General features: G+C 39.4%; 25 protein-coding genes and 1 pseudogene. 10 read left to right on the forward strand and 16 right to left on the reverse strand.

Features of this window, described 5'->3' with window-relative positions; genetic code table 11:
• Positions 1 to 11: 11 nt before the first annotated feature.
• Positions 12 to 506, reverse strand: coding sequence for a transmembrane cytochrome oxidase associated protein (locus tag I6F47_RS18180; RefSeq protein ID WP_101216094.1), 495 nt, complete (start codon positions 504 to 506; stop codon positions 12 to 14).
• Positions 496 to 1,236 (reverse strand): SURF1 family protein, encoded by a 741-nt coding sequence (locus I6F47_RS18185; RefSeq protein ID WP_197184307.1) that lies wholly within the window; start codon positions 1,234 to 1,236, stop codon positions 496 to 498. Before I6F47_RS18185 ends, I6F47_RS18180 begins: the two co-directional genes overlap by 11 nt.
• A 14-nt stretch (positions 1,237 to 1,250) precedes the next feature.
• Between I6F47_RS18185 and I6F47_RS20730 the strand changes: the two genes are divergently transcribed.
• Positions 1,251 to 1,559, forward strand: coding sequence for a DUF2909 family protein (locus I6F47_RS20730; protein ID WP_076915320.1), 309 nt, complete (start codon positions 1,251 to 1,253; stop codon positions 1,557 to 1,559).
• On the opposite strand, the gene I6F47_RS18195 is transcribed toward I6F47_RS20730, so the two are convergent.
• The 5 genes from I6F47_RS18195 to lexA form a co-directional block, all read right to left on the reverse strand.
• Positions 1,462 to 2,337 (reverse strand): cytochrome c oxidase subunit 3, encoded by an 876-nt coding sequence (locus I6F47_RS18195; RefSeq protein ID WP_002959610.1) that lies wholly within the window; start codon positions 2,335 to 2,337, stop codon positions 1,462 to 1,464. The two genes, I6F47_RS20730 and I6F47_RS18195, sit on opposite strands and share 98 nt — an antisense overlap.
• A 35-nt stretch (positions 2,338 to 2,372) precedes the next feature.
• Positions 2,373 to 2,903: a cytochrome c oxidase assembly protein gene (locus I6F47_RS18200; RefSeq protein WP_002959612.1), complete on the reverse strand. Its 531-nt coding sequence runs from the start codon at positions 2,901 to 2,903 to the stop codon at positions 2,373 to 2,375.
• The gene (gene ctaD, locus I6F47_RS18205; protein WP_197184308.1) at positions 2,903 to 4,495 is read right to left on the reverse strand and encodes a cytochrome c oxidase subunit I; all 1,593 of its coding nucleotides are present in this window, start codon (positions 4,493 to 4,495) and stop codon (positions 2,903 to 2,905) included. Before ctaD ends, I6F47_RS18200 begins: the two co-directional genes overlap by 1 nt.
• Positions 4,495 to 5,637, reverse strand: a complete 1,143-nt coding sequence (gene coxB, locus I6F47_RS18210; protein ID WP_024594300.1) for a cytochrome c oxidase subunit II — start codon at positions 5,635 to 5,637, stop codon at positions 4,495 to 4,497. Before coxB ends, ctaD begins: the two co-directional genes overlap by 1 nt.
• A gap of 483 nt (positions 5,638 to 6,120) precedes the next feature.
• Positions 6,121 to 6,738, reverse strand: a complete 618-nt coding sequence (lexA, locus tag I6F47_RS18215) for a transcriptional repressor LexA (protein WP_007584941.1) — start codon at positions 6,736 to 6,738, stop codon at positions 6,121 to 6,123.
• Between the two features lie 167 nt (positions 6,739 to 6,905).
• Here lexA and I6F47_RS18220 point away from each other — a divergent pair, with 167 nt between their 5' ends.
• Positions 6,906 to 7,346 carry a PaaI family thioesterase gene (locus I6F47_RS18220; protein ID WP_197184309.1) on the forward strand — a complete coding sequence of 147 codons (441 nt, stop codon included), beginning with the start codon at positions 6,906 to 6,908 and terminating at the stop codon, positions 7,344 to 7,346.
• Here the strand turns inward: I6F47_RS18220 and I6F47_RS18225 are convergent, their stop codons facing one another.
• On the reverse strand, positions 7,347 to 7,727 hold the full coding sequence (locus I6F47_RS18225) for a hypothetical protein (RefSeq protein WP_008138697.1): 381 nt from the start codon (positions 7,725 to 7,727) through the stop codon (positions 7,347 to 7,349).
• 313 nt (positions 7,728 to 8,040) lie between these two features.
• Between I6F47_RS18225 and I6F47_RS18230 the strand changes: the two genes are divergently transcribed.
• On the forward strand, positions 8,041 to 8,766 hold the full coding sequence (locus tag I6F47_RS18230) for a hypothetical protein (protein WP_197184310.1): 726 nt from the start codon (positions 8,041 to 8,043) through the stop codon (positions 8,764 to 8,766).
• A gap of 75 nt (positions 8,767 to 8,841) precedes the next feature.
• Here I6F47_RS18230 and I6F47_RS18235 read toward each other — a convergent pair whose 3' ends face one another.
• Together I6F47_RS18235 and I6F47_RS18240 are read right to left on the reverse strand one after the other, a co-directional pair.
• Positions 8,842 to 9,162 (reverse strand): chaperone modulator CbpM, encoded by a 321-nt coding sequence (locus I6F47_RS18235; protein ID WP_007584937.1) that lies wholly within the window; start codon positions 9,160 to 9,162, stop codon positions 8,842 to 8,844.
• Positions 9,162 to 10,130 (reverse strand): DnaJ C-terminal domain-containing protein, encoded by a 969-nt coding sequence (locus tag I6F47_RS18240; RefSeq protein ID WP_197184311.1) that lies wholly within the window; start codon positions 10,128 to 10,130, stop codon positions 9,162 to 9,164. The genes I6F47_RS18235 and I6F47_RS18240 overlap by 1 nt, the downstream gene beginning before the upstream one ends.
• A gap of 231 nt (positions 10,131 to 10,361) precedes the next feature.
• Between I6F47_RS18240 and I6F47_RS18245 the strand changes: the two genes are divergently transcribed.
• The 3 genes from I6F47_RS18245 to I6F47_RS18255 all read left to right on the forward strand — a co-directional run bounded on the left by I6F47_RS18245 (position 10,362) and on the right by I6F47_RS18255 (position 13,105).
• The gene (locus tag I6F47_RS18245; RefSeq protein WP_197184312.1) at positions 10,362 to 11,015 is read left to right on the forward strand and encodes an endonuclease; all 654 of its coding nucleotides are present in this window, start codon (positions 10,362 to 10,364) and stop codon (positions 11,013 to 11,015) included.
• Between the two features lie 99 nt (positions 11,016 to 11,114).
• On the forward strand, positions 11,115 to 12,734 hold the full coding sequence (locus tag I6F47_RS18250; RefSeq protein WP_197184313.1) for a S41 family peptidase: 1,620 nt from the start codon (positions 11,115 to 11,117) through the stop codon (positions 12,732 to 12,734).
• A complete protein-coding gene (locus I6F47_RS18255) occupies positions 12,734 to 13,105 on the forward strand; it encodes a hypothetical protein (RefSeq protein WP_024591696.1) in 372 nt (123 codons plus the stop codon). Before I6F47_RS18250 ends, I6F47_RS18255 begins: the two co-directional genes overlap by 1 nt.
• An 80-nt stretch (positions 13,106 to 13,185) precedes the next feature.
• On the opposite strand, the gene hmpA is transcribed toward I6F47_RS18255, so the two are convergent.
• Genes hmpA through I6F47_RS18270 form a run of 3 tightly spaced genes read right to left on the reverse strand, consistent with a single transcriptional unit; the run spans position 13,186 to position 15,889 of the window.
• Positions 13,186 to 14,367, reverse strand: a complete 1,182-nt coding sequence (gene hmpA, locus I6F47_RS18260; protein WP_165722802.1) for an NO-inducible flavohemoprotein — start codon at positions 14,365 to 14,367, stop codon at positions 13,186 to 13,188.
• A 20-nt stretch (positions 14,368 to 14,387) separates the two neighbouring features.
• A complete protein-coding gene (locus I6F47_RS18265) occupies positions 14,388 to 15,620 on the reverse strand; it encodes an NnrS family protein (protein ID WP_165722803.1) in 1,233 nt (410 codons plus the stop codon).
• Positions 15,620 to 15,889 carry a hypothetical protein gene (locus I6F47_RS18270; RefSeq protein WP_007584928.1) on the reverse strand — a complete coding sequence of 90 codons (270 nt, stop codon included), beginning with the start codon at positions 15,887 to 15,889 and terminating at the stop codon, positions 15,620 to 15,622. Before I6F47_RS18270 ends, I6F47_RS18265 begins: the two co-directional genes overlap by 1 nt.
• A gap of 160 nt (positions 15,890 to 16,049) precedes the next feature.
• Between I6F47_RS18270 and norR the strand changes: the two genes are divergently transcribed.
• Positions 16,050 to 17,606, forward strand: coding sequence for a nitric oxide reductase transcriptional regulator NorR (gene norR / locus I6F47_RS18275; protein ID WP_165722804.1), 1,557 nt, complete (start codon positions 16,050 to 16,052; stop codon positions 17,604 to 17,606).
• Positions 17,607 to 17,627: 21 nt separating this feature from the next.
• Here the strand turns inward: norR and I6F47_RS18280 are convergent, their stop codons facing one another.
• Positions 17,628 to 18,527, reverse strand: a complete 900-nt coding sequence (locus I6F47_RS18280; RefSeq protein WP_197184314.1) for a LysR family transcriptional regulator — start codon at positions 18,525 to 18,527, stop codon at positions 17,628 to 17,630.
• A 119-nt stretch (positions 18,528 to 18,646) separates the two neighbouring features.
• Here I6F47_RS18280 and I6F47_RS18285 point away from each other — a divergent pair, with 119 nt between their 5' ends.
• The gene (locus I6F47_RS18285; RefSeq protein WP_165722806.1) at positions 18,647 to 19,213 is read left to right on the forward strand and encodes an NADPH-dependent FMN reductase; all 567 of its coding nucleotides are present in this window, start codon (positions 18,647 to 18,649) and stop codon (positions 19,211 to 19,213) included.
• 21 nt (positions 19,214 to 19,234) lie between these two features.
• Here I6F47_RS18285 and I6F47_RS18290 read toward each other — a convergent pair whose 3' ends face one another.
• Positions 19,235 to 19,675 carry a tellurite resistance TerB family protein gene (locus I6F47_RS18290; RefSeq protein WP_197184315.1) on the reverse strand — a complete coding sequence of 147 codons (441 nt, stop codon included), beginning with the start codon at positions 19,673 to 19,675 and terminating at the stop codon, positions 19,235 to 19,237.
• A gap of 99 nt (positions 19,676 to 19,774) precedes the next feature.
• On the opposite strand from I6F47_RS18290, the gene I6F47_RS18295 reads away from it, so the two are divergent.
• Positions 19,775 to 20,155: a hypothetical protein gene (locus I6F47_RS18295; protein ID WP_024591701.1), complete on the forward strand. Its 381-nt coding sequence runs from the start codon at positions 19,775 to 19,777 to the stop codon at positions 20,153 to 20,155.
• Positions 20,156 to 20,157: 2 nt separating this feature from the next.
• On the opposite strand, the gene I6F47_RS18300 is transcribed toward I6F47_RS18295, so the two are convergent.
• The gene (locus I6F47_RS18300; RefSeq protein ID WP_197184316.1) at positions 20,158 to 20,751 is read right to left on the reverse strand and encodes a hypothetical protein; all 594 of its coding nucleotides are present in this window, start codon (positions 20,749 to 20,751) and stop codon (positions 20,158 to 20,160) included.
• 145 nt (positions 20,752 to 20,896) lie between these two features.
• On the opposite strand from I6F47_RS18300, the pseudogene I6F47_RS18305 reads away from it, so the two are divergent.
• Positions 20,897 to 21,235 (forward strand): annotated as a pseudogene (locus I6F47_RS18305) (DapH/DapD/GlmU-related protein); the annotation flags it as partial.
• Positions 21,236 to 21,634 lie beyond the last annotated feature (399 nt).

Raw genomic sequence — 21,634 nt, forward strand, 5'->3', positions numbered from 1 at the left:
GCTCAACTTAGTTAGCTAGAACGAGAATAGTTAAGTAATTTTTTTAGATCTTTTAATAACCCTTTTTGTACTAAACGATTTTCTTGTGGCTCGACCTTAAAGGGATATTCAAGTACCACTAACCCCATATGATCAATTAAATACAAACTTGCAGGATTTAAACTCTGTTGCTCGGTAATAATTTTCCATGGTAGGTTTTTATTGTCGGGACTTCCCATTACAGCCATATCAACCTTGCCTTGGTTTTTGCCAAGTGCCACATATAAATTATTAAGTGCATTGAGCTGTTCGCGGCATGGGGTGTTACATTCGTTTGAATAATTAAGTGCGATAGTCCATTGCTTGGGATTATTTTGCGGCCAATTTTTAAGTTTTATTTCTTGGCTTAAAAACTCGCCATTATTAGTAATTGCAGTAGGCAACCAATCAAACTTTAATGCGCCATATGCCAAAATTAATGGGATAGCGCAGCAGCCCACAAACAACACAAGGGGATTATTTTTCATTAAGTGTCCTTTTTTTACTCGCAAAAATAGCCACAACAGCACATGCAACAGCAATTAAAAACCATTGCACAGCGTAGGCATTATGCTTTTGAGGGCTCATAACAACTGCCTCATAATGAGGTGTTGCAATCTCATCACCAGTACCTTGTCTGTAAGCCATAAAATTAATTAATGATTGCTGGCTTTGAGTGCTCAGCATATTCAAGTCGATAGATTGGATTCTTGTAGGTAAGTCATTATTTGTAGTTTTATCTTCAAGCGTAAAGCTACTTAAGTTATTTTCTTTTATTTGCGCTTTAAGAATAAAAACACCTGTAGGCAGAGTAACCTTTGGCAGTGTATCTCTAGATATAGGCGCTTTTACCCATCCTAAATTAACTAAAATCACTTTTTCTCCGCTGTCTGGCTTTAGTAAAGCAAGTAAATCGTACCCTACTTGCCCGTTATAAACTTGATTATCTAAAAGCCAATATTGGCTTTGTACAAACCGCCCTTTTAACTCAACCAATACACCTGTTTTGTTCCAGCTATCAGGCAGGTTAAGTAATTGAGACCAACTCATCACACCCCGATTCTGTTGCTTAGCAATAGCGGTTAGTTGCTGCTGTTTTTGCTCACCTCGCTCCAACTGCCAAAATCCTAATCGCACACACACAAGTACAACAACCACAACCATACAAAGTGTGATTAGTGAACTAAGCTTTTGTTTGTGCCATAAAACTAACTGCATAAAGGGTCAACTCAGTGATTATTAAAATTATTATCGTACTGTTGTTAATATTTATACTTTTTAACTTATTTAGAGCATTGTTTATTATGGTGTCAGGGAAAACAGGGGGACGACCTATGTCTCACTTTTTAGGTCGTCGCGTATTGTTTTCGGTCGTTGTTTTAGTTGTTGTTATTGCAGCGCTTAAACTTGGTTTTATTAAAGCAAATAATTCGCCAATAAACGCTACAGCACATATACAAATACAAACAAACACAGCCACACCACATCAACAAAGTGCCAATACCAAGCAGCTGCTTGAAAAGCAAAGTGCTTATCTTTAGTAAAGTGCCCTTTTAATATCCGTAAAAATATTACAAATAAAAGTACGGTTCCTAGCGTTACATGCATGCCATGAAAACCAGTCAATAAAAAGAACGTATTACCGTAAATGCCCGCATCTAGCGTTAGATTAAGGTCATTATATGCATGCATGTACTCCTCAACTTGCAGCCCTAAAAAGCAAACGCCCAATAAAATAGTAGCGCCTAAAAAAACTTTAAGTGGAGTGCGTTTATTGTTTTCCATCGCTACGTGGGCAAAATGTAAAGTCACTGAGGAAGTAAGCAGTATTAAGGTATTTATAAGCGGTAAGCCTTGCCAGCCCATAGCTTGAGTAGTTTCGCCAGCAGGTGTTGAAACTAGCGGCCAAACGGCTTCAAAAGTAGGCCATAAAACCTCGTTAGTCATTGCATTATTGCCTGCGCCTCCAAGCCAAGGTACCGACAATACGCGTGCATAAAAAAGCGCACCAAAAAAGGCCATAAAAAACATAACTTCAGAAAAAATAAACCAGCTCATACCTTGTCTAAAAGAGCGATCCATTTGTGCTGAGTACAAACCTTGGTCCGACTCACTAATTACATTTTTAAACCAGCTAAACAACATATACACAAGTACAGCAATACCGGCGTAAAGCAGATAAACCCCGCTACCACCTTCTTTACCTACACTCATAACAGTCAAGCCTGCCCCTACTGCAATAAAAAACAATGCAACAGCACCTACAATAGGCCATGGGCTTTGTTCTGGTACGTAATAATGCTCATATTCTTGATTCATTTCATTTACTCCTAGTTTCACACTAGTTTAAAAAGCTAGTTATTACTTGCCACCAGCTGTTCACTAATATCAAATACGGTATAAGATAAAGTTAATTCTTCAATATCGCTTGGCAGTGCGGTATCAACATAAAAAAGTAATTTAAATTCAAGTTCTTCCCCTGCTTTTAGAGGTTGCTGATCAAAGCAAAAACAGGCTATTTTGTGTAAATACTTTGCCGCTTTACCTGGCGAGACTGATGGTACAGCCTGCATTACTTTATCTAGGTTGCTGTTATTTTTAGCACTAAACATTACTTCACGCATTGCACCGGGTTTTACCACTACACTGTATTCTTTTGATTTAACTTCAAACGGTGCACCACTTTGTGCGTGAGTAGTAAAGCTAACGCCGACTTCTCGGTTTTGTACTATTTGTGTACTTTGCTCTGCTTGCTCAAGCGAAGGTTTTCCATTAAGCCCTGTTACATCACAAAACACGTCATACAAAGGTACTAAAGCAAAGGCAAAGGCAAACATGCCTATGCAAATAAGTACCAAACGTTTGAGTAGCGGTGCGTGTGTCATTACTTAATTACCGGCGGCGTAGAAAAAGTATGATATGGCGCTGGAGAGTCAACTTCCCACTCAAGCCCTTCTGCCCCTTCCCATACTTTTGCAAGCACTTTATCACCGCCACGCGCGCATTTAATTACCACAGCTACAAACAACAATTGCGATAAACCAAAGGCAAATCCACCAATACTTATGATTGCGTTAAAGTCGGCAAATTGAAGTGCATAATCGGGAATTCGACGCGGCATACCGGCAAGCCCTACAAAATGCATAGGAAAAAACAGTACGTTCACACTCACCAGCGATAGCCAAAAATGCCATTTAGCTAGCGTGATATTAAACATGTTGCCTGTCCATTTGGGTAGCCAATAATAAGCACCTGCCATTATCGAAAACACAGCCCCTGTTACTAATACATAATGAAAATGCGCCACTACAAAATAAGTATCGTGGTACTGAAAGTCAGCAGGTGTAATTGCCAGCATCAAACCCGAAAAGCCACCTAAGGTAAACAGCACAATAAACGCAATACTAAAAAGCATTGGCACTTCAAAAGTTATTGAGCCTTTCCACATTGTGGCAACCCAATTAAATACTTTTACTCCTGTAGGTACCGATATAAGCATGGTCGCGTACATAAAAAACAACTCGCCAGCGACCGGCATCCCAGTGGTAAACATATGATGAGCCCATACAATAAAGCTCAATAGTGCTATGGAGGATGTGGCGTATACCATTGAGGCATAGCCAAAAAGTTTTTTACGAGAAAAGGTAGGTACTATTGTAGATATAATGCCAAAGGCAGGAAGAATCATTATGTATACTTCGGGATGACCAAAAAACCAAAAAATGTGTTGGAACATCACCGGGTCGCCACCGCCTGCGGCATCAAAAAAGCTGGTCGCAAAATACTTATCGGTAAGTACCATAGTGACAGCTCCTGCAAGCACTGGCATTACCGCTATTAATAAAAAGGCAGTAATTAACCACGTCCATACAAATAAGGGCAACTTCATCCATGTCATGCCTGGGGCACGTAAGTTCACTATGGTTACAATCACATTGATTGCGCCCATTATTGAACTAATCCCCATAATATGTACGGCAAATACAAACAATGCAGTATTATCATTACTGTATGTTGTAGACAGTGGTGCATAAAAAGTCCAACCAAATGCAGGACCCCCACCAGGCATAAATAACGATGCCAATAGGATTAAAAACGCAAACGGTAAAATCCAAAAGCTCCAGTTATTCATTCTTGGCAATGCCATATCTGGCGCGCCAATCATGAGTGGTATCATCCAGTTAGCAAGGCCTGTAAAGGCCGGCATAACCGCACCAAACACCATAATTAAACCATGCACTGTGGTCATTTGATTAAAAAAGTGAGGATCGACCAACTGTAAACCTGGTTGAAATAATTCAGCTCTGATCACCATGGCCATTCCACCACCAATTAAGAACATGGTCAGCGAAAAAATTAAATATAAACTACCTATATCTTTATGATTAGTTGTGTAAAGCCAGCGTTTAAAACCTTTAGCTGGGTGATGAGCATGATGAGCTTCATTGGCGTTAGGTTGTTCTACTATGCGACTCATTAGTTCGCCTCCACTTTGGCATCAAGTGCTGCCTGTATTTGACTCGGTTGAATAACATCACCCGTATCATTACCCCACGCATTACGTTTATAAGTAATAACCGCTGCTAATTGCTTTATAGATAACTGTTTGGCAAATGCTTGCATTGCCGTACCGGGTCGCCCATGGATAACTACATCAATGTGATCTTTTATATCGCCAAGCACTATAGGGCTGCCTTTAAGTGCAGGAAATACACCCGGTAACCCCATGCCAGTAGGCTGATGACATGCAGCACAATTGGCCATATATACTTGTTCGCCTAAAGTCATTAATTCTTCTTTTGGGAGGGTTTTATCAAGTAATGCGGCATCTGCTAATGCTGCTTTTTGTTTAGCTTGCTTTGCATCTGCAAGCCACGTTTTAAAATCAGCCTCAGATTTAGCGACCACCACAACGGGCATAAAGCCATGATCTTTACCACACAACTCAGCACATTGGCCTCGGTAAGTACCTTCTTCGTTTATGTTCGTCCATGTTTCGTTTATAAAGCCGGGATTCGCATCTTTTTTAACTGCAAAATCAGGTACCCACCAAGAGTGAATAACATCGTCAGAAGTCATTAAAAATCGTACTTTTTGATTTATTGGCAGTACGAGAGGTTTATCAACCTCAAGTAAGTAGTTAGGATTTTTATCTGCAAGATTCGCTATTTCATCTTGCGGGGTAGATAAAATAGAGTAGAACTCTACATCTTCACCCATATATTCATAATGCCATTTCCATTGCGAGCCTGTAATTTTAATAGTGAGATCAGCTTTGCTGGCATCTTCCATTGCAATTAGGGTTTTAGTGGCTGGTACTGCCATAGCAATTAAAATAACAAACGGGATTGCAGTCCAAAGTATTTCTACTTTAGTGCTTTCGTGAAATTGGGCAGGTACAGCCCCTTTAGATTTACGGTGATGAATAAGTGCCCAAAACATAATTGCGAACACTATCACCCCAATCACACAACATATTATAAATATGGTCATGTGCAGCTGATATACATTATTGCTTATATCGGTTACGCCTTTGCGCATATTGTATTGGCTGTTAGCCAAAACTGGGTGCGAAAAAACACATAATATAAGCCACAAGGTAGAGGTCAGTTTACCCATGTGACGGCTCCTTTGATGCTATTGCGAATGCAAAGCGAAGAGGCATACGGCTTAAACGCCAATTCGTTATTTTTATTTTTTTAGTCAATCTCATTTAATATTGATTGGTTTTGCTGCGCCAACAACGGGTTTGTGTATATTGTGTGTTCTCAAAACTAAAAAGCTGTGAGTTATTATTAGCTCAGCACATTAATAATTAGCTAAAAAATGAACAACAAGCAAGTTTTAGTATAAAAAACAATCAGGTGATATTGAGTAATTAATAAAAAATCAGTAACCAACTAGGTAACAGTAAGTTCAAAAGATGAGCAAAACAAAGGGGTTTAACGCATTCGAAGGGGGAAAATATAAGTGCAAAAAAGTTTACAGCTTAAATTGTCAGTGAGCTATTTATGCCCTATTTTTAGTGCGAATTTAAAACAAAAAATGCGTACTAATTAGTACGCATTTATAAAACTGCTTGTTTAAAAGCTATTTTTAAAGTCACATCCAATCAGCGTTTCTTATAACGCCAACGGCTAAGCCTTCAATATTAAAAGACTCATTCTCAAGATCTACTTCAATAGATTCAAAATCGTCGTTTTCAGCATGAAGTAATACTTTACGACCCGCTTTCTCAAGACGTTTTACAGTTACGTCTTCGTCTAGGCGGGCAACAACAACTTGCCCGTTTTCAGCGGTTTGAGTACGATGTACAGCAAGTAAATCACCATCCATAATACCAATATCTTTCATGCTCATACCGTTAACGCGTAGTAAAAAATCTGCAGCCGGTTTAAACATTAATGGATCGATTTTGCAGTGACTTTCAACGTGCTCTTGCGCCAAAATAGGTGAACCAGCAGCAACACGCCCTATAAGCGGTAAACCTAATTGTTCTGGCTCTTCTTCTTCAATTAACTGAATACCACGGCTTGCACCTGGTTTCATTTTAATTGCGCCTTTTTTAGCAAGTGCTTTTAAATGTTCTTCAGCAGCATTGGCACTTTTAAAACCTAATGTTTGCGCTATTTCAGCACGTGTAGGAGGCATACCAGTGTCTTTAATAAAAACTTTAATTAGTTCGAGTATTTGAGCTTGGCGGTTCGTTAATGGTCGCATACAACTGGTTTTCCATACAGTACATTTAACTGTGAGTATATACAGTTAAATAAAAATCGCAAATTTAAATTAAGCCTTAAAATAGCCAAAGTAATTTCACTTGTGTACATTTTAGGGATATAACTAAAGCTAGATTTATAAATGATTAAAAAAGCAAAGGAGTCATTATGAGTATTTGGTACCAGCCCATCACTTTAGAGCTGTGCAAGCAGTTAGAACAAGGCATTGATGGCCAAGGAACATTAATGAAAACCATGGGAATAGAAGTCACTGAAATTGGTGATGATTACTTAGTAGCCACTATGCCGGCAATTCCTGAGCATCATAACCCAATGGGAATGGTTCACGGCGGTGCTAACGTTGTACTTGCCGAAACAGTTGCCAGCTATGCAGCTAACTTTGTTGTCGATTTTACAAAATTTTACTGCGTGGGGCAGGAAATTAGCGCAAGTCATTTAAAAGCATCTCGCAGCGGCACTTTAACAGCAACGGCAAGAGCGTTTCATATTGGCAAACGTAGTTCAGTGTGGGAAATAAAAATTACAAATAGCCGCAATGAGCTGTGCTGCGTATCAAAAATGACCGCAGCAGTCGTAGAGCGAAGATAGTTACTTTTCGATTGGGTAAATTGTAATTTCCATACCCGCACCAATCGCAGATATACGTAGTAATGTATCTGCATCTAAGGCTTGATTAAAGCACTTAGGGGAAGTGCCTGATTCAAAACCAATATCAAACGTTCTACGTGAACAGCTTAACCATTGCTTTAGCGCGTTACGCGAACACGATTCAATAAGCTCACATATATGGTTTATTGCTTTGTCAGGCGTGTTTACTACACCTGTTGCTTCAATACGCGCTAATTGACGGTATTCGTCTTTGTCATAATGTAAAATCGTCGCGACTTTTTTCAAGTCTGCCACTAGCAAACTAATATCTTGCTTTGATTCAAGCTCAAGATCTACATTTAAAAATTGAATTTCCGACATCGTTTCGTATTTATCCTCTAATAATTTCATTGCAAACTTTAACGCAGTTTTACCGTTATACCAAATCAACTATGCTCTATTAACCACTTTATATAGATATTTCGCAGCTTTTAAGTATTTTTTAGCGTTTAAAGCTAGCTGGATATCAAACACTCAGCTCAATTAAACAAATAAGTCATGTTAGCAATTTAAGTGTAATCTTTTTTATTTTTAAATGATTACAGTAAGCTATAGTTTAAACTGCGACAAAATGTCGCAGTAACTAATCCCATTAATGTAATAAACTAGCCTCTAAAAATAATAAGACTAAAACATGAATAAAAAAATATTTAAGTATGCTCGCAAGTTACATAAATGGCTCGGTTATTTGCTCACATTACAAATTTTAGCTTGGCTGTTAGGCGGTTTAGTCATGAGCGCTATTCCTCTTGATAAAGTTCATGGGGAGCATCTTGCAACACGTACTCTTAATAACCCATTTACGCAGGCTGATTATGTTGCCTCCCTTAACGATATTGCATCTCAGGTGGTTAATCCAACACAAATAATTTTTGAGAACTTTTTAACCACACCTATAATTACAGTTATAAATAAAGATGAACAGCAAAGCTTTAACGGTATAACAGGCCGGCCTTTTGAGCCGCCAACTAAAATACAAATTACCGCAAATGCTAAAGCACACTTACTTATTGATGCTCAAGTAACAAGCGCTATATTGCTAAAGCAAGGTATGCGAGAAGTTGGATATAAAACCAATGTTTGGCAGGTACAATTTGACGACACATTTAACACAACACTGTACTTGTCAGAAAATAACGGCAGAGTTGTCACCGTTCGCAGCACACTATGGCGAATTTTCGACTTTTTTTGGATGTTACATATTATGGATTACGATGAGCGAGAGGATTTTAATAATCCGCTGCTTATTAGTTTTGCAGCAACCAGCGTACTTTTTTGCCTAAGTGGAATATTACTACTTATGCAAAACATACGACTAAAACGATTTATCCGAATTAAAAGTAAGAATAAATCAAAGTAGTCATATTGGTTTTTAAGAACTAGCGCACTCTCACCAAAGAGTAAATAAGCCCTAGGAAGTACCCAAGGGCAGATTTTATTCCAAGTGTTTAAATCGACTCAAATGTCGCTTTAACATTTCGTTTTCGAAAATCAACTCATCACGCTCATCCAGCAATTGTAAAACTAAAGCTATTGCCGACCAATCTAACGAAAAGTCATGTTGAATACGGGCCGCTTTTTTAACTAAGGTCACTGCAGATACCGTAAATTGCCACTGCGTAACATGCTTCCCCTCAATTGGAACCGCAATATTGTGCTCAACTAGCTCATATAAAATTGCTTCGCTAATATCACTACTCAAACATAGCTCTTTGCTAGTAAGTAAATCATCTTTTTGTGTCACGATAATTTGCATTATGGCTTGCTCCAGTTATTACGGGGATCAAAGTGAGCTTTTTCGGCTAATTCTTCCCAAAGTTTTTTACTGGTATCATCAACAGATGTTGGATTAACAATTTTAAGCACAGCAAATAAATCACCTTTGGCTTTTTTACTCATTAATCCCTTACCTTTAATACGCAAGCGTTGACCAGACTGACTATTAGATGGAATAGTTAATTGGATTTTGCCTGCCAACGTAGGTAAATTTATTTTTGTACCAAGAGCCGCTTCCCATGGTGCAAGAGGGACGACTATATTTAGGTTATGACCTTCAACATCAAATAATGGGTGGGGCACTAAACTAATTTGTAAGTACAAGTCGCCATTTTGCCCGTTCGCTGACCCTAATCCGCCTTGCCCTTTTAGTCGAATTCGTTCGCCATTTACTGAACCTCCGGGAATTTTCACTTTAAGTGATTTTTTAATTTCAGAGACACGACCACTACTATCTCGCTGCGGTAACATAAACTCAACAGGCTTAACGGTATCAACTAAAGTCTCTTCAAGAAAAATCGGGAACTCTATTTCCACATCTTGTCCTTTTTGCGCGCGAGCGGCGTTACTTCTGCTCTGCCCGGAACGATTGAATCCACCGGCGCCGCCAAACATTGAATTAACAAAATCAGAAAACTCTTGATCGGTTTGAGGATCGCTTTGCTGATAATTACTTTGCGATGAGGCATTGTTACCACCATAATTACCTTGCTGTTGACGAGCACGATTTTGTTGATGACGACGTAACTCGTCGTATTTAGTGCGTTCTTCTTTGTTATGAATGACTTCGTAAGCTTCTGCTATTTCTTTAAACTTATCTTCTGCTTGAGGCTCTTTGCTTACATCTGGGTGATATTTTCTGGCTAATTTTTTATAAGCTACTTTAACCGCTTTATCGTCTGCATCAGGCGATATTCCGAGCACTGCATAATAATCAACAAATTTCATTTGCAATCCAAATCCCCATATTGAGTAAGCTTTAAGCATACTCCTTAACGTATAATCTTGTGTGGTTAAAATACGATAAATAGTAAGAAATAAATGAATAGTGAAAATAACTTTGAATAAAAAATTAATCGGACACTTTTTAGTAATATAAGTGCAGGCCTTAAGTTAACTTTATCTTTTATCTTCAAGGCTTTAAACTGCCTGTTCCTGTAGTTCACATTTGTGATGGATATGACTCGATTTATTCTGGCCTTACTGGCTTGTTGTGTGTGCGTTTCGGTATCAGCCGAACAATTTACCCGTTTTTCAACGGCTAAAAGACATTTAATTAAAACCCTCCCTGGCAACGCCAAAAGTATTTACTGCGGTTGTGATATTAAAAAAGAAGGCAAAAAACTCATTCCTGATCCTTCTAACTGTGGTTACATTCCTCGAAATACACTTACCCGCTCAGGCAAAGTAAATGTACGAGCACTACGTATTGAATGGGAACACATTGTTCCGGCGTGGGAATTTGGTCATCAGCTACAATGTTGGCAAGATGGCGGACGTAAAAACTGCCGTAAAGTAAGTGCTAAATTTAGAAAAATGGAAGCCGATATAAATAACTTAGCGCCAGCTATTGGCGAAATTAATGCCGATCGCTCTAATTATCGTTTTGGCATGCTTAGCGAAAACGCCACACAATATGGTCGTTGCGAAGTAAAAGTAAACTTTAAGCAACGTGTAGTTGAACCGCCTGTCTATGCACGTAAACGTATAGCCGACACTTACGCTTACATGCAAAAAACATACGGTTTAAAAATCTCTGATAAACAGCAAAAGTTATTTAATGCGTGGAAAAAGCAAGCATTTGCAGATACAAGTAGTGCGAGCAAGCTCTAAGCTTTAACACTCATTTACATAAATCAAAGTTATAAATGTTGAATAAACGAGCGAGTGCTGTAACATTTTAAACAACTTATTTACAGGAAGTTCTTAACTATGTTTAAAAATAATAAAACCTCGCTTGCTATTTTTGCAGTGCTTTCGGGCTTTGCTTTAACAGGTTGTGGCGGCGGAGGCGGTATCGACTCTGCTCCTGTAGTTACCACGCCTATAGTTACAACACCTGTTAATAGCAGCCCAACATGGACAGCGGGGGTATTTGAACCCTCTAACGATTTAAAAAACTTTTGCGAAACCCCTCGTACGGGTAACGATCCCTTTAATAACAACAACCCCTACCCAGATCAAGCGGGTTCTGCCCTTTATGAAAAGCTTTGGCTTCGCTCTTGGAGCGACGAAACATACCTTTGGTATGATGAGATTGCCGATAACGACCCTGAAAGCTTTACAACAGTAGCCGATTACTTCGCTCAATTAAAAACAGAGCAGCTTACCGACTCAGGTGCAAAAAAAGATAACTTTCATTTTTCAGAACCTACTGAAGATTACTTTCAAGAAGCGCAATCGGGCGTTACTTCTGGTTACGGTATAAATTGGGCGTTTATTGGCGATACAGCCGATCGTATTTTACGCGTTGCTTATCTTGAAGATGATTCGCCTGCAAGCCAAATAGGCTTTCAACGTGGTGATACTGTACTTTCAGTTGACGGTGTTAGCATTAATACCAATACAGAGTCGGGTGTAGATACGCTTAACGAAGGTTTATTTAGTCCTACTAACGGCGACTCACATACTATTGTTGTACGCAGTAACGATGGCGCCGAAAAAACATTTAATGTAACCGCTGGCAATATTGAACAAACACCTGTTCAAAATGTTAAAACGATTACAACCGCAAATGGTTCAAGCGTGGGTTACATGCAATTTAATAGCCATATAAGCATTGCCCAAGAAGGACTTATTGATGCGGTAAATAAGTTTAAAACCGATGGTATTGATGAGCTTGTAATCGACTTTAGATATAACGGTGGTGGTTTATTAGCACTGTCGGCACAATTAGCTTATATGGTTGCCGGTAATGCCAACGTTAACAACCGCTTTTATTATCAAACTCAACAAAACGATAAACAACCCGTTGATTCGCCCTTCCCATTTATTGATGAAGAAATAGATTACTCTACTTTTTTTAGCACAGGTGAAAACCTACCTGATTTAAACCTATCGAAGGTTTATGTATTAAGCACATCAGGCACCTGTTCGGCATCAGAAGCTTTTATTAATGGTTTAAAAGGTATAGACGCAGAAGTTATTTTAATTGGCGACACAACCTGCGGTAAGCCCTATGGCTTTACCCCAACTCATAACTGCGCAACAACCTATTACACTATTCAATTTAGTGGCGTAAATAGCAAAGGATTTGGCGAATACGCTGCGGGTTTTACACCAACCCCTACGCCACAATTTGATGCTGATGTTCAAGGTTGTGAAATTGAGGACGACTTTGATCATCAGTTAGGCGACAGTGACGAGGCCGTTTTAGCCACCGCATTATTTCATGTTGAGAATGGCAGTTGTCCAGTTAGAACGGCTGCTGCAAAAGCAGAGCCAGCTAATTTTTCAAGCTCTCGTGAATCTCTCATTCCTTTAAATATGCCTGAGCAATTTACCCAGCGTAATATGGACTTAACTTGGCCAACGCTGGGTGAGGAAAGGTAATGGCTAAATTATTACTCCCATTAGCCACCTTGCTCGCTTTAGGCGGATGCCAAAGTGTAAATAGTGAGCCTGCTAAACCCGCTATATTAACGAGCGTTAATCCCAGCGTTATTACAACACTACAACAGGCAATTCAACAAGCGAAGGGAGGCACATTAGTAACACTTGCCGATTCGGTATTTACTAAACGTAGCGAACTGCTAATTGATCATGCAATGAGTAAAGGGTCTGATGGCAGAGTAATTATGGGCGCGCATAATATAAAATCTGAGAAGTTTATTTTGCAACTACGTAATAATCAATGCGAGCTTTACTATCCTAAAAAAGAGCTTACTACAGTACTTGAAGGTGTTACCTGTAAAGAGTTATAAGGCACTTTATTAATGTTTATAAATTAATAAAAAAGGCGCGCAGCATATCGCTGCGCGCCTTTTTCTATTTTAAAGCGTTATTACAAGTCTTGATGCGGACCAAACACTTCATAATGAATCTGCTCGTTTTTAACACCTAACTCAAGTAACTGGTTTTTTATAAATGCCATAAAACCGGCAGGACCACATAAGTAAAAGTCGCCATTACTCAATGGTAGCTGTGCTTGTACTGCGTTTAGGTTCATTAACCCAGTAAAGTCAGCGCCCTCTGTCGCTTGATTAAACCAGGTCATTGTTTGCAAATGGTTATTTTTCGTTGCTAAATCATTTAAATATTTTGAAAACGAATGCTGCTGAGTATTTTCGCAGGCATGTAAATACATAATATTTTGATTAGAGTTATCGCTTAATAACGTTTCGAGCATTGCTAGCATTGGCGTTTGCCCAACACCTGCTGAAATGAGTACCGCTGGACTTGTATTATTACGTAAAAAGAAGTCTCCTGCCGGCGGGTATAGCTCAACAATAGTGCCCTGCTCTAATGAGTGTAAATAATTAGACACCATGCCAGGCTTTGGCTGTAGCTCTTTTTTAACACTAATACGGTAGTTTTTAGCGTTACTTTTTTGTGAAATAGAATATTGGCGAATTTCTTCATATTCAGCGCCCTCTGGCTTAACTTTAATACCTAAATACTGCCCTGGTTTATGTGTAATAACAGCTTCGCCATCAACTGGCGTAAGTGTAAAACTCGTTACTAGTTCTGATTCAGCCTGTTTGTTGGTTATTTCAAATTGGCGAGTTCCCGCCCAACCACCGTGTTTATTTTTACTGTGCTCATACAAAGCAGCTTCTTCGGTTATACAAATATCAGCAAGTACGCCGTAAGCTTCGCGCCAAGCGTATTCAACATCGGGAGTAAATTGCTCAGGAAGAAGCTCTTTAAGCGTACCAATTAAGTGTGCACCTACAATAGGGTAATGCTCAGGTAAAATATTCAAGCTTGTATGCTTATGATTAATACGTGTTAGCGCTTCTTTTAATACGGCTAAATTATCAATATTTTGTGCATACGCAGCCAATGCATTAAAAAGTGCAAATTGCTGACGACCTGTATCTTGATTCGCCATATTAAAAATATTTTTAAGCTCAGGATTATGGCTAAATAAACGCTTATAAAAATGATCGGTAACAACCGTACCCGCCTGCGCTAATAACGGAACTGTGCTTTTTACAATCTCAATGGTTTTATCAGATAACATATGTGTTTCCTATGGATGAACTAACCACGACGCCCATCAACACGACGCCGCGTTAATATAGGTGTGCAGTGAATTAAAAATAATGAAAAAGCCACTAACCACAGCAAAGCACTTATTTGCCAAGCAAGGTGAGGCCCAATAATAAAAGGGAGTAATGAACGAGTAATAGCGGCCACAAGCAAAAACGCAAAAGCAACAGCCATGTAATGAGGAATAGCGAGTGTACGCCCTGTATGACCATGTGATACACGCGTCATCATTGCTAAAATCATCATACCTATTGTGCCAATAGTGATTAAGTGCAGCGCATCTTTAAATTGTATTGCACTGCTATAAAAGCTAAATGCAACCATCATTAACCCTACGCCTAACGCTAAGTAGGAAAAATGTAAAGACCATAACAACGGCACTCTCAATACCTTGCTATCCCACCAAAAACCAGCCCTGACCAGGTGAAGCGCAGCAACAGTTGCAACAACTAACGCAGGATTAATCGTGTTCAAAAACAACTTGTTGATGAAAAATAAAGTGATAGCCAAAATAGATAAATACATCACCGCTTTATCTATTTTAGGAGTGCGAACTTGTGCGGTTAAACCTAGACCTTTAGCGGTAAAAAATGGTAAAACGCGACCAGCAACAATGCCAACTAGTAAAGTAATTACTAGTACTGCGGTATCAACCACACCAAGTGCAAGCTGCATGTTTTTCTGTAAAATGAGTATTAAATACAATACATTGAGCCCACAAAGCACAGCCAAAATAGCTAAAAACGGATAGTTACTTTTGCTATTGGCTTTTAATAACATATTAGCCAACGCGGCTATGGCGCCTAACCACCAAATAACTTGTAATGTAAGTGCAGCATATAAATTAAAATGAGCAATATCAGGCAATATCACAAAAAAAGCTAAGCGCGCTGCAAGCCATATAAACGTAAGCCACATAAGGGCTTTGCCACTTATGCTCGGCACGCCTGTCCATGTTTGTGCAGCGGTAAGTAAAAAGCCAACAGCTACAACTCCTGCAAAGCCAAACAGCATTTCGTGCGCGTGCCATAATGTCGCAGGTATCGATAAGTGCCAACTTGCATGGCCTGTTAAAATAAGTAGCCAATACCCCACCGACAAAAATGCCAATAAGCCACCGCCTAAAAAGAAAGGTCTAAAAGCGAGCATCCATAATGGCCATTGAGATACTTGATGAATAGCAACGCGTGCTGGCATTGGCTCAGTTAAGTTTATAGGGCGCATTATCGTACCTCCTGCCCTAAACCATGTTGTGCAACACAGCGCAGTACGTAACTTACTTTTAAAATAGCAGCAATAACAATAGTGCCAATATGAGCTGATACTTGCACCGCCATGGAAAAGTACTCAGCAAACGGGTAGCTAATTAAAATACTTGCCGTAATACACACTAAACTCACAGCTAATGCAGTATTGGCAGCAAATAATACTGTTTCGTATAGTGAACTAAACTGTGTTTGATTATTTAAATTATTCAGCATTAGTGTGTTCATGGCGATCTCTGTAACTAACTACGTTACTTAGCTATTACACATACTGTGCCAACAAATTTAATTAATTAAATTCAATAAGTTAAATTAAACCACTTTACAGTATGAGTCTTTATGACCTACTATAAATTAACTCATAAGAACACAAACAGGTCATTTTGACATGAACCAGCAATTCAACCTTACCCAAGTTGCTCTAGAGCTTGCTCAAAGTACACTACACGAGCATAGCTTTGATCAATTACTAGCAACGGTTGAGCGGGTGATTCCTAGTGATGCAAGCGCGTTATTAGTGCTTCAGGGTGAGCAATTAAAACCACTGGCAATTAAAGGATTAATGTCCGACAGTCTTGGCAGGCGATTTAAGATAGTAGAACACCCTCGTCTAGAAGCTATTTGCAAAAGCACACTCGCGCTACAATTTGCGCACGACTGCCCACTACCCGATCCATACGACGGATTGCTATTAGCTAAAACCGGCGACATACCGGTACATGCATGTTTAGGTTTACCTCTTTATGATAAAAACGCGCTACTTGGCGTACTTACGTTTGATAGCCTTAACGCCAATGCATTTAACAGCATAAGCGCTGATACACTCAATACTTTACAAACACTGTGTAGTGCGCACTTTAAAACAGCTTTAGAGCTTGCCCATTACAAACAGCATGCACAGCACTCAAGTGCATTAGTGCAAGAACTAAATCGTGAAGCGTTAACACGAGATGGCGGTGAAATTATTGGTCAAAGTCCGCTAATGCAAACACTTAAAAACGAAATTAAACTCGTTGCAGCATCTAACTTTAGCGTGCTTATATTAGGTGAAACAGGAGTAGGGAAAGAGCTTGTAGCGCGTAATATTCACTTAAATTCAGCTCGAAAAGATCAACCGCTTATTCACTTAAATTGTGCATCGCTTCCTGAGAACCTTGCTGAAAGTGAATTTTTTGGTCATGCGAAAGGGGCTTTTACAGGCGCACAAAATTCGCGCCAAGGTAAATTTCAATTAGCTGATGGCGGCACGTTATTTTTAGATGAAATAGGCGAACTGCCCCTGACCATGCAAAGTAAACTATTACGAGTGCTACAAAGTGGCGAAATACAAACGGTAGGAGAAGACACGCCAAAGTACGTAGATGTACGCGTAGTTGCCGCAACCAACAGAAATTTAAAAGAAGAAGTAGCTCAAGGTCGCTTTAGAGCCGATTTATACCATCGCCTCAGTGTCTACCCTATTACTGTGCCACCACTTAGTAAACGCGAGCACGACATAACACTCTTAGCTGGTTATTTTATTGAGCAAACAGCCCGTAAATTAGGGATAAAACAATTAAAACTAAGCCCTGAAGCGCAAGTACTGCTTAATCAGTACAACTGGCCAGGTAACGTTCGCGAGCTTGAACATGTCATTAGCCGCAGCGCCCTAAAAGCAAAACAAAGCCAATGGCAAAATCCAATAATAACCATTACAAGCGAGCACTGTGATTTAACCCCAAGTGCGCCACAAAACTCTCTAGTAGCAAGCCAAATTACAACCAACACCTTAATCAACCAACCTTTAAAGCAAGCTGTAGAATCGTTGCAATACAACGTAATTACTGAGCAATTAAAGAAGCATAACTACAACTGGTCAGCAGCAGCAAGAGTGCTTGAATTAGATAGAGCTAACTTAGTACGCTTGGCTAAACGCCTAGGGATAGAAGTAAAAAAAACACTATAATCATTCAAAACACAGCTAAAATTATTGATTAGCAGCTAACTTACTAAAGTGTGTTTTCAACAATCCTGCAAAAGCTTGTACTTTAGCAGTGCGATGTACTAAGTGATGCGTGACTAACCATACATCGGTAGGCCAGCTTAAATCACTGTGCAATATAGGTACTAAATCAGAATATTGCGCTGCCACATCATGTTGTAATCCGCCAATACCTAGCCCTTTAATTATTGCACGAGTTGCTTCTGAGGTTTCGGACACTCGCAGCTTTATTTGCGATGCAGGAATATGTTCATCAGCCCATGCAAAATAAGGCACGCGGGCATTAAAACCCGCCACACCTGATACAAAATTATGTTGTTGTAAATCACTTAATAATTTAGGCATGCCGTATTTATTAATGTAACGTTTATTAGCGTATAAACCCGATGAAAGCTGCGCCAAATGCTGAGCAATATAATCGCCTTCATCTGGTCTTGGGCCTGCACGCACTGCAATATGTGCTTGTCCGTGATCGAGTCTTAATCTTTTTTGTTCTAAAATAACCTCAAGCTGCACTTGTGGATGTAGCGACTGAAATTGCTCACATACATCACCAAGTACATCCATAAAACCACTTACCGTCGTTAGTAATAAACTCCCTCTAAGGGTGCTATCGGCTGCTGCTATATCGTTATGTAACTGCTCTAAGGAGCTATGGATAGTTTGTGCTGTTGCAAATAACTTGGTGCCAATTTCAGTAACCTTGTAACCACGGGCATGGCGATGAAAAAGGCGTGCATTTAAGTTTTTTTCAAGATTATTAATTCTCCTAAGTACTGTGCTGTGGTGCACATTAAGCTCTTCTGCTGCCGCCGTTAACGTGCCTAATCGTGCTACTTCAAACGCTACTTTAACGTCTTGCCAATCTTTAAATTTTATCGCCATGCTGCTTACCTTATACTTATGTGCATTTACGCACACAAGTGTTGCGTTTATTGGGGTTTTCTACAAGCAAAATTTTGCTACATTAGCGTTGTAAGTTTAAACACTAAAAGGTCACTAGCATGTCAGTACCAAAAATTATCGCCCTAGCAGGAAGTCTTCGACAAGAAAGCTTTAATCAAAAAATTATTAATGAGGCAGCACGTTTTGCTCTACAAACAGGTGCTGAAGTAGAAGTAATAAAACTAAACGAATTAAACATCCCACTATTTAACGAAGATATTGAAGCGCAAGGTACACCAGGCGATGTACAGCTTTTAAAAGACAAACTACGTGCAGCTGACGGTATTTTACTAGCAAGCCCAGAGTACAACGGCTCTATAACTGCAGCACTTAAAAATGCGATTGATTGGGCATCGCGCACAGAGCAAGGTGCTGTTCCTGCTTTTCGTAATAAAGTAGTGGCGCTGTTTTCAGCATCACCAGGTGGACTTGGTGGGTTACGCGGTTTAAATCATGTACGTGATATATTAAGTGGTATTGGATCGTTAGTGCTTGCCGATCAACTTGCAGTACCCGCTGTACACACATTGTTTGATGAAAATGGGCAAATTAATGAACCTGTTACTGCAGAGCGAGTATTGGCGCTTGCTCATCAGTTAGTAAGCGTTGCAAGTAAGTTAAGATAACCTGCACGCCTAAATAACTAATTACTTTGTCGCCGCGAGTTTTGCGGCGATAAAATCGGTATGCGTTACATATAAAAGCCCTGCTACTTTACGTATTACGTAGTCTTCTTGGGGATCTATTTCTCCATCGGCATAGGCTAAGCGCCATAATAATTCTATTATTTCTATTCGCTGCGCCGCGCTGTAATGCTCATTAATCTGTTTTGAAAACTGAAAGTAATCTATCGAATCATCTAAGCTGCTTGCCGCGTTATTAGTAAGCTCATTAACCTCAATATCTGTTAAATTAAAATACTTTTTTAAGGTTACAGTCAGGGTTCGTTGTTCATCATGTTCAAGCTTGGTATCTGCACGCATAACTTCAATTAATAATGCAGCAACAGCTGTTTTTAAATCGTGCTCTTGCATACTTGGCTGCTGTTCATCGAATACAGCAAAAAGTTGTTTTATTTGTTTGAACATCACACTTTCCCTTTTTGGGTGTTAGACTAATACGTAAAGAAATCGACCTTATTACTCTTATTAATGGGTATAAAGTTCGCAAATTAAAGGATACATTTTATGAAAGGAATAAACGCACCACGCTTATTTATAGGCGCTACACTGGTGGCCCTTTCAAGTGCAAATACTGCACTTGCTGAAAAAGCCGAAACAGAGAAGCTCTACGACTTTGACAACAAAGTGCATTACTACCAAACCAAAATTGGCGAAGACAACTATAAAATAGAAATCCAGTCAGACGATTACAAACACTTTACCAATCAAAGTGTATTTTTATTACGCCATGCGGACCGTCTATGCCGCGGCAATACCTTTATGTTGAAAATACTTGAAGGCGTGCAAGAGTACGAGCGCTTTCCGACAAAACCACGTGCTTACCAACCAGATTTAAGTGTTTTACTACAATGCGAAACTAAAGAAGATACAAACAAGGGTAAGTAACCTTAGTCTTTATAACCCCAAGATGCTGATGGTGGAGTAATCGGTTTAGTTAAATCAAAATCCACCTTAAACTCACGTCCTTGGCGAATTAATCGATAAGTAAATACTTCTGGGTAAATATACATTTGCCATGTATTACCTACAGACTGTGCAATGCCTTCTTTCACGAATAACTCTTTAGAGTATTGGTCTGCTGGAAACGACTGCATTTGCGAGAACCCTGCATCAAGCGTATGGCCACCATACATAGTTGATGCGTCGTCTGTTCCATCTTTATGACGATGATCGTGCTTTAAACTCAAGCCACTACCCGTTTTAGTTATGATCCACGTACGTGATGCATCGTCTCCTACATGAAACGGCACTTGTAACTCAGTCTCGCTACATTTACGTACATGCATAACCAGCTTTTTATCTGTAAATGAGCTTGGCCCTTTCGCGTTATCTACCGCTACTTCACCTTCAAAAGCTTTACCGCAATGCGCTGCAATACTATTAAAAAAGGCATCATGAGTAGGAATAGACACTAGCGGTGCAGGGCGTGCAAAAGCTGTCGATGAAGCAACTATTAAAGTTGCTGCAGTTAATAATTTCATATGTTTCTCGTTATAGTTATTTTAAAACACCTGTAATAGTACAGTTTTCTTAAGTACTTTATTAGAAGTATCTATATAAAATTTAGAACAAGACAACTAGGTAAAACTACTAAATAGCGATTAACGACTAAATATCTCAGCCTTCATTAACAATCCTACTTTTATAAATATTAATTACACACCTCAACTAGCCATTGGCCAATTACTTAATCACCATTTGTGATGACTGCTTATAATTGGCCCGAACGTTCAGCTCTTAGCTGTGTCACATGCTACTAATCCAGCAAAAAGGCTTATTAAAGAAAAATTTGCAGCACCTATCGCGTTAGACAATAACGTATGGGTTGACGCAGGTGTAATTATTTTAGCGGGTGTGAGTATTGGTGAAAATAGTGTTGTGGCTGCGGGTGCTTTCGTTACTAAAAGTGTAATGCCTAATACTGTAGTAGCGGGTAACCCAGCTCGTGAAATAAGAAAACTGTAGTTATTCTCGATGTGATTTTAACGTTGGGAGTCGCTACGCTCGCATCAGCGAGCACTTTAACTCGTTAAATTAAGTGAATTATTCACTAAGAGACGCTCCGCTATAGAGGAATACCTGAATCACTTTTTTGTAGACGTAAAAAGCCCGAATCATTAGATTCGGACGCTCTACAATATAAAATCGGTACGCTACGCAGTATATCAGCGTCGGGAGTCGCTACGCTCGCCCGACCTACGTGATGTGTATTGATGTGAGTGTGTGTTAATTGCGCACATTTTACTTTTCTGTAGACGTAAAAAAGCCCGAATCGTTAGATTCGGGCTTTCTACAATTTGAAGCCTGGTAATGTCCTACTTTCACATAGCAAATGCTACACTATCATCGGCGCTGTTTCGTTTC

The sequence above is a fragment of the Pseudoalteromonas sp. NZS37 genome, assembly GCF_015864265.1.
Taxonomy (GTDB): domain Bacteria; phylum Pseudomonadota; class Gammaproteobacteria; order Enterobacterales; family Alteromonadaceae; genus Pseudoalteromonas; species Pseudoalteromonas arctica.

What these genes read in the sequence shown, in the direction of transcription:
- I6F47_RS18230 (WP_197184310.1), top strand. Translation starts at nt 8,041, where the DNA reads ATGAATAAAAAAATATTTAAGTATGCTCGCAAGTTACATAAATGGCTC.
- I6F47_RS18225 (WP_008138697.1), bottom strand. Translation starts at nt 7,727, where the DNA reads ATGTCGGAAATTCAATTTTTAAATGTAGATCTTGAGCTTGAATCAAAG.
- I6F47_RS18185 (WP_197184307.1), bottom strand. Translation starts at nt 1,236, where the DNA reads ATGCAGTTAGTTTTATGGCACAAACAAAAGCTTAGTTCACTAATCACA.
- ctaD (WP_197184308.1), bottom strand. Translation starts at nt 4,495, where the DNA reads ATGAGTCGCATAGTAGAACAACCTAACGCCAATGAAGCTCATCATGCT.
- I6F47_RS18255 (WP_024591696.1), top strand. Translation starts at nt 12,734, where the DNA reads ATGGCTAAATTATTACTCCCATTAGCCACCTTGCTCGCTTTAGGCGGA.
- coxB (WP_024594300.1), bottom strand. Translation starts at nt 5,637, where the DNA reads ATGGGTAAACTGACCTCTACCTTGTGGCTTATATTATGTGTTTTTTCG.
- I6F47_RS18250 (WP_197184313.1), top strand. Translation starts at nt 11,115, where the DNA reads ATGTTTAAAAATAATAAAACCTCGCTTGCTATTTTTGCAGTGCTTTCG.
- I6F47_RS18245 (WP_197184312.1), top strand. Translation starts at nt 10,362, where the DNA reads ATGACTCGATTTATTCTGGCCTTACTGGCTTGTTGTGTGTGCGTTTCG.
- I6F47_RS18180 (WP_101216094.1), bottom strand. Translation starts at nt 506, where the DNA reads ATGAAAAATAATCCCCTTGTGTTGTTTGTGGGCTGCTGCGCTATCCCA.
- I6F47_RS18295 (WP_024591701.1), top strand. Translation starts at nt 19,775, where the DNA reads ATGAAAGGAATAAACGCACCACGCTTATTTATAGGCGCTACACTGGTG.
- I6F47_RS18240 (WP_197184311.1), bottom strand. Translation starts at nt 10,130, where the DNA reads ATGAAATTTGTTGATTATTATGCAGTGCTCGGAATATCGCCTGATGCA.
- I6F47_RS18265 (WP_165722803.1), bottom strand. Translation starts at nt 15,620, where the DNA reads ATGCGCCCTATAAACTTAACTGAGCCAATGCCAGCACGCGTTGCTATT.
- lexA (WP_007584941.1), bottom strand. Translation starts at nt 6,738, where the DNA reads ATGCGACCATTAACGAACCGCCAAGCTCAAATACTCGAACTAATTAAA.
- I6F47_RS18220 (WP_197184309.1), top strand. Translation starts at nt 6,906, where the DNA reads ATGAGTATTTGGTACCAGCCCATCACTTTAGAGCTGTGCAAGCAGTTA.
- I6F47_RS18235 (WP_007584937.1), bottom strand. Translation starts at nt 9,162, where the DNA reads ATGCAAATTATCGTGACACAAAAAGATGATTTACTTACTAGCAAAGAG.
- I6F47_RS18300 (WP_197184316.1), bottom strand. Translation starts at nt 20,751, where the DNA reads ATGAAATTATTAACTGCAGCAACTTTAATAGTTGCTTCATCGACAGCT.
- I6F47_RS18195 (WP_002959610.1), bottom strand. Translation starts at nt 2,337, where the DNA reads ATGAATCAAGAATATGAGCATTATTACGTACCAGAACAAAGCCCATGG.
- I6F47_RS18270 (WP_007584928.1), bottom strand. Translation starts at nt 15,889, where the DNA reads ATGAACACACTAATGCTGAATAATTTAAATAATCAAACACAGTTTAGT.
- hmpA (WP_165722802.1), bottom strand. Translation starts at nt 14,367, where the DNA reads ATGTTATCTGATAAAACCATTGAGATTGTAAAAAGCACAGTTCCGTTA.
- I6F47_RS18290 (WP_197184315.1), bottom strand. Translation starts at nt 19,675, where the DNA reads ATGTTCAAACAAATAAAACAACTTTTTGCTGTATTCGATGAACAGCAG.
- I6F47_RS18285 (WP_165722806.1), top strand. Translation starts at nt 18,647, where the DNA reads ATGTCAGTACCAAAAATTATCGCCCTAGCAGGAAGTCTTCGACAAGAA.
- I6F47_RS18200 (WP_002959612.1), bottom strand. Translation starts at nt 2,903, where the DNA reads ATGACACACGCACCGCTACTCAAACGTTTGGTACTTATTTGCATAGGC.
- norR (WP_165722804.1), top strand. Translation starts at nt 16,050, where the DNA reads ATGAACCAGCAATTCAACCTTACCCAAGTTGCTCTAGAGCTTGCTCAA.
- I6F47_RS18280 (WP_197184314.1), bottom strand. Translation starts at nt 18,527, where the DNA reads ATGGCGATAAAATTTAAAGATTGGCAAGACGTTAAAGTAGCGTTTGAA.